The sequence below is a fragment of the Bifidobacterium bombi DSM 19703 genome, assembly GCF_000737845.1.
Classification (GTDB): Bacteria; Actinomycetota; Actinomycetes; order Actinomycetales; family Bifidobacteriaceae; genus Bifidobacterium; species Bifidobacterium bombi.
On record NZ_ATLK01000001.1, the window covers coordinates 787,418 to 799,966 of the forward strand.

8 protein-coding genes are annotated in these 12,549 nt (G+C 57.9%); 6 read left to right on the forward strand and 2 right to left on the reverse strand.

All coding sequences use genetic code 11. The annotated features are described in order from the left end of the window. The first annotated feature begins 83 nt into the window (after positions 1–83). From BBOMB_RS08405 to BBOMB_RS03035, 4 genes are all read left to right on the forward strand, one after another. Positions 84–755 (forward strand): FAD-dependent oxidoreductase, encoded by a 672-nt coding sequence (locus tag BBOMB_RS08405; protein WP_052377384.1) that lies wholly within the window; start codon positions 84–86, stop codon positions 753–755. A 66-nt stretch (positions 756–821) separates the two neighbouring features. Next, positions 822–1,616 carry a DUF4191 family protein gene (locus BBOMB_RS03025; RefSeq protein WP_044087206.1) on the forward strand — a complete coding sequence of 265 codons (795 nt, stop codon included), beginning with the start codon at positions 822–824 and terminating at the stop codon, positions 1,614–1,616. 352 nt (positions 1,617–1,968) lie between these two features. Continuing rightward, the gene (gene glnA / locus BBOMB_RS03030; protein ID WP_044087205.1) at positions 1,969–3,405 is read left to right on the forward strand and encodes a type I glutamate--ammonia ligase; all 1,437 of its coding nucleotides are present in this window, start codon (positions 1,969–1,971) and stop codon (positions 3,403–3,405) included. A 427-nt stretch (positions 3,406–3,832) separates the two neighbouring features. Continuing rightward, positions 3,833–4,918 carry a formate/nitrite transporter family protein gene (locus BBOMB_RS03035; RefSeq protein ID WP_238549865.1) on the forward strand — a complete coding sequence of 362 codons (1,086 nt, stop codon included), beginning with the start codon at positions 3,833–3,835 and terminating at the stop codon, positions 4,916–4,918. 317 nt (positions 4,919–5,235) lie between these two features. Here BBOMB_RS03035 and BBOMB_RS03040 read toward each other — a convergent pair whose 3' ends face one another. Together BBOMB_RS03040 and BBOMB_RS03045 are read right to left on the reverse strand one after the other, a co-directional pair. Next, the gene (locus BBOMB_RS03040) at positions 5,236–5,709 is read right to left on the reverse strand and encodes an HIT family protein (RefSeq protein WP_044087204.1); all 474 of its coding nucleotides are present in this window, start codon (positions 5,707–5,709) and stop codon (positions 5,236–5,238) included. Between the two features lie 139 nt (positions 5,710–5,848). After that, positions 5,849–7,591 (reverse strand): ATP-binding cassette domain-containing protein, encoded by a 1,743-nt coding sequence (locus BBOMB_RS03045; protein WP_052377386.1) that lies wholly within the window; start codon positions 7,589–7,591, stop codon positions 5,849–5,851. 523 nt (positions 7,592–8,114) lie between these two features. Between BBOMB_RS03045 and BBOMB_RS03050 the strand changes: the two genes are divergently transcribed. Continuing rightward, a complete protein-coding gene (locus BBOMB_RS03050; protein ID WP_044087203.1) occupies positions 8,115–9,140 on the forward strand; it encodes a threonine aldolase family protein in 1,026 nt (341 codons plus the stop codon). Positions 9,141–9,406: 266 nt separating this feature from the next. Continuing rightward, positions 9,407–12,457 (forward strand): cation-translocating P-type ATPase, encoded by a 3,051-nt coding sequence (locus BBOMB_RS03055; protein WP_044087413.1) that lies wholly within the window; start codon positions 9,407–9,409, stop codon positions 12,455–12,457. Positions 12,458–12,549: the final 92 nt, after the last annotated feature.

Here is a 12,549-nt window from a genome sequence, read left to right on the forward strand (position 1 = left end):
GCGGGCATAACCGTGGTGTCCAATAGCACGGTGACGGGAATGCGCGATTCGGCAGCAGGTACACCTGGGAGTCGAGGCGTTGTATGCTTACGTCCGAAGGCGCGACACATGCCATACAGGCAGATGCGTCGTTGGTGACAATCGGACACATCCCCGTCACCGACTTCGCGTGGATGCGCGACCTCGGCATCCGGATGTATGACGACGGATGCATCATGACCGACGAATACGGAAGGACGAACATCACCGGCGTGTGGGCGGTAGGCGACATCACGTCCGCCCCTTCCCTGGCTTACAGGGCGTTCGCCCAAAGCTTGGTCATAGCCGAATCCATAGCGGGCAGAAATCCCAAGCCGGTCAATGACGACGCGATTGCGAACGTGGTGTTCTCTTCGCCGGAGGCCGCCAGCGTCGGTCTTACGTCGGAGCAGGTCCGGAACCGTGACGACGTGGCATCCACGCAGGAAACGATCTACCCCATGATGGGCAACGCCAGGATGCATATGAGTGCCGCTGCGGGATCGATGTGCGTGGTGACTGGGGAATACGCCGATAGGCCTCATGTCCGGGTAATCTTGGAGGTTCATATGGTCGCCCCGGAGGCCTCAGACATAATTGCGGAAGCACAGGAGCTAATAGGCAATCGCGTCCCCCTCAGCGATGCGGCCCGGCTCATCCACCCACATCCCACCTTCAGCGAAGCCTTCGGGGAGGCGCTTCTGAAGGCCGACGGCAGACCGCTACACACGCTGTGAGGTCTGCGCTGCTGGTAGGATATACGTTATTGCGTTCATTTTCGAGATAAACCAAGCGAGGGACAGATGGCGAACGAGAAAAAGCCCAAAGAAAAGAAGGAAAAAAAGCCGAAGATCATCAAACAGATCATTCAGATATACAAGTACACCCATGCGGAAGACAAGGCCCTGCCTTGGCTTCTCACCGCGGTCCTGCTGGCCCCCGTGCTCGTCGTCGTCGTGGCGGGAGTGCTTCTGCACTGGGGCTGGCTGACTTGGATCATGCTCGTTATCTTGGCAGTGATGCTGGGCATACTCTTCTTCACGATGCTGCTGACGCGACGCGCCGACAAAGTCGGGTACGCGAAGATGGAAGGCAAGCCGGGTGCAGCGGTCAGCGTGCTGGGTAACATCAACAAAGCAGGATTCAACTTCCCGCAGCAGCCGGTGTGGATCGATCGAAAGACCAAAGCCGCCATCTGGCGTGGCACAGGATACAACGGCATCTATTTGCTGGCGGAAGGCGAAAGCACGGCCATCAAGCGCGAAGTGGATCGTCAGGAACACTCCATCAAAGGAGTGACCGCCGGATCCGCCATTCCCGTATATCGCATTTTCGTCGGCAACGGCACCGGTCAGGTGCGTCTGAAGGACCTGCGAAGCGTCGTACTCAAGTGCAAGAGCTACGAGCCAACCGACCACAGCAACTTCATCATGAAGAAGATACATCCCCGCCGCAGGTTCCTGCTCACCAAGGAGGAGCTCGATATTCTCAACGAACGTCTCCGCACGCTCCAGACGAAGCAGGGATTCGGCATCCCCAAGGGCATTGACCCCACGAAACCGCAGCGCATCAGCCGCCGTGCCATGAGGGGGCGCTGAACACTTCGCCGCACCTGCCAAAGACAAGGGCCGGGGTCTCGTGTGGGCCGCCGTGAACGAACCAAGGAATCACGTTGGACGTTCAGGACGGCCCACATCTTCGTAGGTGGCGAGATTCCATACAAAGCACGCCCTCGCAAGGTCTTCGATCGTCGATTCGCCATTCCCCACCCCCGCACCGAAGCGAACCAGGCGGAACAATCGTTATACGGCCGATGAGAATCGTCCGAAACCACACGACCTCGGAACGCACACGGGCGAAACACGTTCGTAACCAAAAACGCATGTCCCTGAAATGCATATCTCTAGACTTATACTCATTGGTGGTTCACCTCATGAAAGGAGCGGTCACGTGGCTGCACTTGAAACTAAGGAAGATTTCGAATCCTTCGCCAAAGCCGAAGGAGCTGAATACGTCTCGGTACGATTCACCGATCTGATCGGCGTACAACAGCACTTCACCGTCCCCGTCGACGAATACATGGACAACGCTTTCACCGATGGCGAGCCGTTTGACGGCTCTTCGATCCGAGGCTTCCAATCCATCGACGACTCCGACATGAAGCTGGTGCCGGACGTATCCACGGCCTATGTCGATCCGTTCCGCAAGCACAAGACCATCGTCGTGGCTCACTCAGTGGTCACTCCGGTGACGATGGAGCCCTATGGCCGCGACCCGCGCCAGGTCGCCCAAAAAGCCGAGGCGTACATCAGGACCACCGGGGTCGCCGACACCGCTTGCTTTGCCCCGGAACCTGAATTCTTCCTCTTCGATTCCGTACGCTACGAGAACTCCATGTCCCGTTCGTTCTATGAAGTGGACTCCGATGAGGCCCCATGGAACACCGGCAGCGAAACGGAACTGGATGGATCGCCGAACATAGGTTTCAAGAACTCCATCAAGGGCGGCTACTTCCCACCTGCACCGCAGGACCACAACCAGGATCTGCGCGACGACATGGTGGCCAATCTCCAGAAGGCCGGAATGACACTCGAACGCAGCCACCATGAAGTGGGCGGCGCTGGACAGCAGGAAATCAACTACCGCTTCAACACGCTGCTTCACGCGGGCGACGACCTCATGAAATACAAGTACATCGTGCATGAGACCGCGGCTCATGCCGGCAAAGCCGTAACATTCATGCCCAAGCCGATCGCGGGCGACAACGGTACAGGAATGCACTGCCACCAATCCCTATGGAAGGACGGCAAGCCGTTGTTCTATGATGAGAACGGATATGGCGGCCTTTCGGACATCGCCCGCTGGTATATCGGAGGACTGATCCATCATGCCTCCTCAGTGCTGGCGTTCACGAATCCTTCGCTCAATTCATACAAGCGTCTGGTGCCTGGCTACGAGGCCCCGACCAACCTGGTCTATTCGGCGCGTAACCGCTCGGCAGCCATCCGCATCCCGTTCGCTGGGACGTCGCCCGCCGCCAAGCGCATCGAATTCCGCGTGCCCGACCCCTCCTCTAACCCGTACCTCGCCTTCTCCGCCCAGCTCATGGCCGGCCTTGACGGCGTGATGAACCATACGGAGCCACCGGAGCCGGTCGACAAGGACATCTACGAGCTGCCGCCGGAGGAGCTTGCGGACATGAAGCATGTCCCTGCATCTTTGGACGAGGCCCTGGACGCTCTTGAGGCAGACAATGACTTCCTCACCGCCGGTGATGTATTCACGATGGACCTCATCGAGGACTGGATCGGTCTCAAGCGCGAGGAGATCGACCAGCAACGATTGGCCCCGACGCCGCTTGAGTATCAGCTTTACTTCAACATCTGACACGGCTCGTTCCATGTAAGTGGCCCATCGCCGAGGCGATGGGCCACACGTGTTTCGTATGCGTCTTCCTGGAAGAGACGTCTTAGGCACTGTACCGGCACGGGTCGATCGTCATGTCCGGCACACATACAGGGGACGTCGCACGGCTGGATATGCCTGAGGACATGCCTTACGGGACTTGCCTGGCTAACGGGACTTGCCTGGCTAGTTATGGATATATCTTCTTACATCCGCGACATCCGATGTAGGGCATCCGGCTCTCCGGACAGACGGACGAAGGATCCGTACGTCCATGAAATATTGCATTCCTTGAAATATTAAATTCCTTACAGTCTCGTCTTAAACCGACGATGCGGCTGGTACTTGGACGATAATGGATACCGATACCATCCGTTGCAACCGCTACCAACCGAAACGAAAAGTCGGTATGACAAGCGCATGCGTAGCCAAAGAGGAAGAGGAAATGCAGACCGAGCCACGGACCACGAACCCGACCGACACAGTGACGCCTACACAAAACTCGAACTTCATGGTCTCCTCTCAAGGACCGATGCTTCAAGAGGATTCGCAGACCTTGAACGGCAGCACGAACAGCACCGCCACAAGCATCCCACGGTCAGACCGGCAACCGCTGACGTACGGACGAGACGAGGGAAGCAACAGCTCATTCGATGAAAGCACCCGGCCGCTGTTCCCCGGCCATGCCTTCATCAGCACCGTGCTGGAGGTACTTGACAACAAGGCCACCATGACGGGCAAGCTCACCGGCCGATACATCCAGCGTGCGGCCATGGCCGGCATCTTCGTCAGCCTGTTCATCGCGGTCTTCTTTGTGGTGCAAGGTGCGGCAAGCATCGGTGAAGACCCGGGGCTGCGATTCGCCGGGAAAATCGTAGCGGGCATCGTTTTCGGTTGGGCGCTGGTGCTCATCTACTATACCAACTCCGAGCTGTTGACCAGCAACATGATGGTCGTCTCGATCGGAACGTACCACCGCAGAATCAACCTGCTGCAGACCTTGAAGATGTTGGGACTGTGCCTTTTTGGCAATCTTCTGGGAGCTCTTGTCGTGGCACTCATCCTGCGGTGTTCGACGATTCTCTCCGGACCGGCTTTTGACCTGATGCTGACCGCGGCCAACACGAAGACGGGATATCTGAACTCGCCCATGGGTGTGCTTGACCTCTTTGCACGCGCCATCTTCTGCAACTTCTGCATCAACATCGCCATGCTCATGGTCTTCAATGGGAAGCTTTCCAACGATTTCACCAAATGCACCATCATGGTGGTGGCCGTGCTCGTCTTCACCTTCTGCGGATTCGAGCACTCCGTCGCGGATTCCGCCATTTTCCTAATTCTGGGGACCTACGGGTCCGTCAATGCATGGCGGGCCATACTCGTCGTCATCGTTGCGATGCTGGGCAATCTCGTCGGCGGCGGGGTGCTGATCGGCTACAACTTCGCCACCATGAACGACGAAAGCAGCATGACCGGCAAGAAAATCAACGACTGATGCAGCTGTAAGGTACCCGACTTTTTAGCGGACCTCAACAAGGTTTGCTCTTCCAGCCTGACCAAGCGAAGCCCACCCGCCAAACCTGGGACGTGGCCAAAGCGAGGAGGAATTTAACTCGTTTGTTCACGAGCATTCGACACGGCCTCCCACTTGGAATTCGGATCGTAAGGGCAAGATTGTCGGGACCCATGCTTAGCCACGACATCCTCCTCATGCATATCCATCCCCAATTCACGGATATGCATGAAGCATACGCGCCGTATCCTTATGTTACGTGATGTAATCCTCGGCTTGCACATACCGACCGATCCGCATCATACCACCGCACTTCCCGTGACCAGACACTTCAGATTGCGTTCGATCCCTTCCCTGACCGACCGATAGCATTCACGTCCCGCATCGTAACGCTCGTTCGTCCAAACCTCTTGCGGATACAACCAAACAGGTTTGGACGAACGTTCAGCTGGTTCCCAAGCATACCTAGGGAAGATGTGGGCATGCAGAAACGCATCCGAATTCCCCAGGATGTCATAGTTCAGTCTGAGCACTGGAGCACAGGCCTTCGCCACTGCATCGCCGAGCAATGTCATATCTCTTAAAAAGTTCACCCGATCGTATACGGACAAATCATTGAGCTGCCTGATCCTGTGCTTGGGCAGCAACACTGAATAGCCCGGCAGAAACTGAGTATCACCGAAAACCGCATACCCGGAATCCATCTCCATCATGACCATGGGATTCGTTCCCGCTGCGGCTGAACCGATGCGATCATCCTTCCAACCTTTCACGCCCTTAACCCTACTCCCCTGATGCGAACGCTGCACAGCGGGCACTACCCTGCGAACAGCCGTCAGGCGAAACCCTTGATACAAGGCCGGTGATCGCGCATCGCGAGAAATCGTACCCAGCAAAGCTCACACGACCTGTTCAAGGATGTCGAAACGTCAGTCGTCCGTCCGTTCCCAGCGACCACCACAGCTCCGGAGCGACCTCACGCAGGAACCACTCGTCGTGCGAGACCACAAGAACGGCACCGGGGAAGCCGGCAAGCATCGAAGCCAACGCCTCGCGAGCGTGCAGATCGAGATGATTCGTCGGCTCGTCCAGCACCAGCAATTGCGGTGAGTCCAGAAGTCCCAGACACAACAACAACTTCTGCGTCTCCCCCGGCGAAAGCTCCGCAAGGGTGCTGGAGGACAGCGCATCCACAAGCCGATCCGGGTCGGCATTGAGCTGAGCATAGTTGTTCACCACCTGCGAGCGCAGATCGGCATCAAGACCAGCAAACCTCTGCGCCGCTTCAAGGAGGGCAGCATCATCGACGATCTGTCGTATTGCAAGATAGGATGAGAACCCTTGACAGATGCCGTCACGCAACAGCACCCTGAGCAATGTCGATTTACCGGCACCGTTGGGACCGCAGATGCCGATGTGATCGCGCGGGCCCACAGTGAGCTCGGGAATGGTGAATCCCTGCTCCCCAACAGAAGGCGACGCCTGCGCCTTTTCCAACCGGATACCACGAGTCCTTCCGTGCGACGATTGGACGAACCGTCCGGTACGAGCGACGTCAGATGGTCCCTGTCGGTTGAATGCCTCTGGCTGAACCGACGCATCATTGCCTGCCTTTTGAGCCTCAAAACCACCATCGAAGCTGACGAACCCCGGACCCAGGTGCAACAGTTCACGCCGGTGGCTGGGACTTGCGCAATACCGGAACGCACCATCGTAGCGTTTGGACGCCACCTGCAAGTTCTCAAGCGCGATGTGTGCCTTCCCAAGCCGTGCATCGATCCTGGCACTGGAGCGTGACGCCCCTGTGTCACCACCCACCGACCGAATGTCCTTGTTGCGCTGCAACGCATCGCTGTCCTTGGGATTGATACGCCGTCCGGCCTTCTGTTTCAACGCGTTGACGTGCGCCGTCTCCTGCTGACGCTGCTGTTTGACCTGCTGCAGACGCCTCAGACTGCGCCCATTGGCGACGAGTTCGTCATGGGCGTGCACCTGCCGACGTTTCAGCTCTCCCTTGGCTTGACTGTAGGAGCCCGGAATCATGGTCGCCTCGACGAGGTTGTGCCCGCCCACATGCCATCGTTCAAGGAAGACGCACCGCTGCACCAACACATCCATCAGTTCCGCGTCATGCGAGACGACGATGCCGATCCCGTGAAAACCGAGCAGCGCGGATGCGATTGCCGCACGCGTGGGAGCGTCGACGTAGTTCGTCGGTTCATCGAGTACCAACACGTCCGGCCGCAAGGCCAACGAACAGGCTATCTGCAGACGTTTGGCCTCACCACCGGAAAGAGCTGCGTACCGGTATGCCCAGCCGTCGTCGATTCCCAGTGTTTCACGCACTTGGTTCGTCTCAGGTGTCCAATCCGCGCGGAAATCGTCAAGATTGCTTGGCGGCACATCGGTACGCTGTTCGCAGTAAGAGCAGACGAGCCGGTTGGGGTTTGGCATCACCTCGCCGGCCGTGGGGGGAATGAGTCCTACAACGAGCTTCGCCAGCGTGGTTTTGCCGATGCCGTTGTCGCCGAGTACCGCCGTCCAACCTCGCCGAAAATCCAGCGAAATGTCGCTGAACACCGGTTTCGCAGCACCCTGATAGGTATAGGAAACCGACGAGAGGTTGATGGTTTCCATGTGCTTTTTCTGTGCCATGACAAACTCCAATCGCATAATCGGCGCACTGCGGACTATAAGAATCTCGCCTGCTGAAGAGGACGATGCCTGATGAATCGATGGAAACGGTTAAGGAAGCCTGAAGAGTCATGCGATGCAATGAACCTCCGCTACGGCGGACCATAAACGAGCGATGCTGCAGTGCGCCTCGACGCGCACGCCCGACGGACGAAGCCGCCGCATTCCATCGCTAGTGAATCCACATGATATAGGGGTCGCCTCCTGAAATAAACCGGTACACATCATGTTCCATACCGTTGTCTTACAAGATTATCATGACACCAGTCGGCGCACCCTAACCGTCCATACTTCAAGACGGCTGACTTCAAAGCATCGACGAACCATTCCACAGACGACGCTTCACCAGCCCACCCGCCTCCAATGACCATGTCATTCCTGTCCACCATACATAAACGACCCACCATGCATAACCCGCCGCTCAACGCGGATCAGGCATTAGACTGATATCGTCATCGCCCTGCAGTGGAAAAAGGAGCACACCATGCTGAATTTCGTCAATGATTACTGTGAAGCCGCCCACCCCGACATCCTCAGGCGCATCACGCAGACCAATATGGAACAGTTGCCCGGATACGGATCGGACCACTATTGTGATGAGGCGAAAGCGAAGATTCGCCAAGTCTGCGACGCCCCTGACGCGGATGTGAGGTTCCTGGTCGGCGGCACACAGACCAATCAGACCGTCATCGACACGATTACGCCGCCCTGGGCCGGCGTGGTCGCCTCCACCAGCGGCCACGTCAACGTGCATGAGGCCGGAGCCATCGAATTCTCAGGGCACAAAGTGCTCACCATTCCAAGCCATGAGGGCAAAATGGATGCGAAAGAACTCGATGCGTTCTGTGCCGATTTCTATGCCGACGGCAATCACACCCATATGGTCTTCCCCGGATGCGTGTACATTTCACAATCCACCGAATACGGCACGCTCTACACCAAAGCCGAACTCGAAGCCATAGCCGCTGCTGCACACAAGTACGACATCCCCTTGTTCCTGGACGGGGCCCGCCTAGGATACGCCTTGGCGGCCGAAGGCAACGACCTGACGCTACAGGACATAGCACGCATCACCGACGTGTTCTCCATCGGCGGCACCAAAGTCGGAGCCCTTTTCGGAGAGGCGATCGTCTTCACCAAAGGCAACACACCGAGCCACCTCACCACCCAGATCAAACAACACGGCGCCCTTCTGGCCAAAGGATGGCTGCTCGGACTGCAATTCGACACATTGTTTACGGACGGCCTGTACACGCACATCGCAGCCAACGCAGACATGCAGGCCTCTCGCATCCGTGCCGCGCTCAAGGACAAAGGCTATCGTCTGGTGTTCGAGAACACCACGAACCAGACCTTCGTGGTGATGGACGGGCCCACCGTCGACAGGCTGGGCAAGGACGTCAAGTTCGATTTCGTAACGAAATATGATGACGCACACACCATCATGCGTATCTGCACCAGTTGGGCGACCACGGACGAACACGTCGACCGGCTTCTCGAATTGCTGTGATCCCCTCGGCGGCGCAGGCATCCGACACACGGCGCCACACGACATCCGCGCAGCCCTTTGCGGTGAATCAAACGGCGCAACCATCCAGACCAGGCCATATAATAAGTTTCTGTTATACCGATATGATATCGGACCACAACCGCGCAGTTCCAATGGTTCGGACGTCAGTAAGCGTCCGCGCGAAGGGACTGACTACTCCGCGGCGCTTCGATGGGATAATCATGAGTGATTCAACAAATCATCGACTCGAACAGCAACCGACAACTATGAATGACAAAGAACACGACACAACCGTCACAGCCATACGGTCCGGAGGGCCAGACCCCTCGCTCGTCAACACCGACGAATTGGCAAGCGATCTGAACGTAGACCTGAAAACCGGATTGAGCGACGCCGAAGCCTCGCGACGTTTGGAGCGCTTCGGCCCAAACGAACTGGAAACCGCTCCCGAGGTTCCCAAATGGAAGAAATTCCTTGAACAGTTCCGCGATCCACTGGTCTACCTGCTGCTTGTGGCCACCGCCATCTCCGTCGTGGCCTGGTTCGTCGAACGTGCCAGCGTGCAGCCGGGAAGCGAAGGCAGTGAGAAACTGCCTTTCGATGCGATTGTGATTGTACTGATTCTCATCGTCAACGCGGTGCTCGGCTATCTACAGGAAGCCAAGGCCGAACAGGCCGTGGCCGCGCTCTCCAAGATGAGTGCTCCACAGACGGCGGTGCTCCGCGATGGGCAGGTGCGCCATATACCGACGTCTCAGCTGGTTCCCGGAGACATTCTTGTGCTTTCCGAAGGCGATGCCGTCTCGGCCGACGCGCGTCTGTTTTCCTCCGCCTCCTTGCGCATCGCCGAGGCGAGCCTCACCGGCGAATCAGTGCCCGTCGCCAAAAACCCGGGCACACTGGAAAATGCCAAGGCATTGGGCGACCGCACGAATATGGTGTTCAACGGGACGGCCGTGACGCAAGGCACTGGAAGGGCCTTGGTCACCAGCACCGGCATGGACACACAGGTTGGCAAAATCGCCGATATGCTGTCACGCACCGACGACGACACCACACCACTGCAAAAAGAGATGGCGAAGGTCTCGAAGGTATTGGGCATCGCGGTGTGCGTCATCGCACTCATGGTCATCGCGGCGCTTGCTTTGATGGAAGGCTTCCATTCCGTGGACGACATCATCAGTTCGCTGTTGCTTGCGGTGTCGCTGGCCGTCGCTGCAGTCCCTGAAGGCCTGACCGCGATTCTCACCGTGGTGCTGGCCTTGGGCGTGCAGCGCATGGCGGAACACCACGCCATCGTCAAGAAGCTCTCCAGCGTCGAGACCTTGGGGTCGGCTTCCGTGATCTGCTCCGACAAAACCGGTACACTGACCCGTAACGAGATGACCGTCGAACGTGTCATCACGGCGAGCGGCGAAGTCAGCATCAGCGGCAACGGATACGCGCCGGAAGGCTCCATCAGCCTGACCAGCGAGGCTGCGGACCTGGGCGCCGCGCACGATGGTCATGGCCCGACATCGTTGCCTGAGCACATCGACCAGGAAGTCGAGGCCGCGCTCGGTGCCGGATTGATGGCCAATGACGGCGGTCTGCACCATGACGAGAAGACCGGCGAATGGGAGGCCATCGGCGATCCGACCGAAGTGTCTGTAATCGTCGCAGCCCGAAAGACCGGCGCGGATACGGAATATTCTAGGTTCAGGCGCGTGGCGGAGATACCGTTCACATCCGAACGCAAGCGCATGTCCGTCATCGCCCGGGACACTCAGAACGATGACCTGCTCACCGTCTTTGCCAAGGGAGCCCCGGACGTGCTGCTGGGCTTCTGCGACTGCATTCAGGTGGGCAATACCGTAAGACCACTCACCCAGGACGACCGGGATGCCGTCATCGGGCAGGTGAAGGAACTCTCCACGCAGGCCTATCGCACCCTCGGCACCGCCAGACGTCCTTTGGAGGTATCAGAACTTGCCAAGCTTCCGGGTGTCAGGACAGACGCTGAGGGAGAACCCATCGAAATCAGCGAGCAGAGCGGAATCTTCGAGAGCCACCTGATCTGGATCGGCATGGTAGGCATCATCGACCCGCCGAGGACCGAAGTCAAGCCCAGCATCGCGCAAGCGCATAAAGCCGGTATCCGCACCGTCATGATCACCGGTGACCATCCGTTGACGGCGTCGCGCATCGCCTCTGACCTTGGCATCATCGACCCGAACGTTGGCGAGGCAGCGGCATCCGCCGCCTCTGAAGGCGAAGGATCGCCCTACGCCTCGGCTTCACAGGACAAGCTCGAGACTTGGACCATGACCGGAGACGAACTCGACGCCTTGGGCGATGACAGGCAGGCACTTGACAAGGCGACCGCCCATACCAGCGTGTTCGCCCGCGTCTCTCCCGAGCACAAGCTCAAGATTGTAGACTCACTGCAACGCCAAGGCAACATCGTGGCCATGACCGGAGACGGAGTCAACGATGCCCCGGCGGTAAAATCCGCGGATATCGGGGTGGCTATGGGAATCACGGGCACGGAAGTCACCAAGGAATCCGCGAAGATGATCCTTGCCGACGACAATTTCTCGACGATCGTATCCGCAGTGAACGAAGGGCGAGGCATCTTCGAGAACATCAAGAAGTTCCTGCGCTACCTACTGAGCTCCAATATGGGTGAGGTGTTCACCGTGTTCGGCGGTGTGGTGCTTTCAGGATTTCTCGGCATCACTCAGCCTGAGTCCACAGGCGTCACGGTTCCGCTTCTAGCTACGCAGCTGCTCTGGATCAATCTGCTGACTGATGCCGCACCTGCCTTGGCCATGGGCGTGGATCCATCTACCGAAGACCTCATGGACCGTCCACCGAGGAAGACCACGGACAGCGTCATCGACAAGGCCATGTGGGGTGACATCATCTACATCGGCGTCATCATGGCAGCCGTTACGCTCATCGGGATGGACTTGCATCTTCCCGGAGGACTGTTCACCGACAGGTCGCTTGGGGGCACCCACGCCTACCAAATGAGCCAGGCAAGGACCATGGGCTTCACAATCCTCGTCTTTGCTCAGATGTTCAATGCATTGGCTTCACGCTCCCATTTACAGAGCGTGTTCAAGGGCCTGTTCGCCAACGCGTGGCTTTGGGCAGCAATCGCGGTTTCGGTGCTGCTGCAAGTCGTGGTGATCTACGTACCCGGCCTCAACGTGGCGTTCGGAACCACACCGTTGAGTCTGGAGGGATGGGTCGAGTGCCTTGGGCTGTCGCTCTTCGTGCTCATTGCATCCGAACTGCGCAAAATTGCGCTCCGCATCATGGCACGGAGATAATCCCCTCACTGAGAAACCGCTGTCCTTCCTGTCTTCAGCAACGTCGGCCCGGCCCTACGCTTCACTCAGACAAGAGGACGGTGAGAACGGGT

Bases quoted from the DNA above. Each gene is read 5' to 3' on its own strand.
- BBOMB_RS03025 (WP_044087206.1), top strand. From the start codon at position 822: ATGGCGAACGAGAAAAAGCCCAAAGAAAAGAAGGAAAAAAAGCCGAAG.
- BBOMB_RS03050 (WP_044087203.1), top strand. From the start codon at position 8,115: ATGCTGAATTTCGTCAATGATTACTGTGAAGCCGCCCACCCCGACATC.
- BBOMB_RS03055 (WP_044087413.1), top strand. From the start codon at position 9,407: ATGAATGACAAAGAACACGACACAACCGTCACAGCCATACGGTCCGGA.
- BBOMB_RS03045 (WP_052377386.1), bottom strand. From the start codon at position 7,591: ATGGCACAGAAAAAGCACATGGAAACCATCAACCTCTCGTCGGTTTCC.
- BBOMB_RS03035 (WP_238549865.1), top strand. From the start codon at position 3,833: ATGACAAGCGCATGCGTAGCCAAAGAGGAAGAGGAAATGCAGACCGAG.
- BBOMB_RS08405 (WP_052377384.1), top strand. From the start codon at position 84: ATGCTTACGTCCGAAGGCGCGACACATGCCATACAGGCAGATGCGTCG.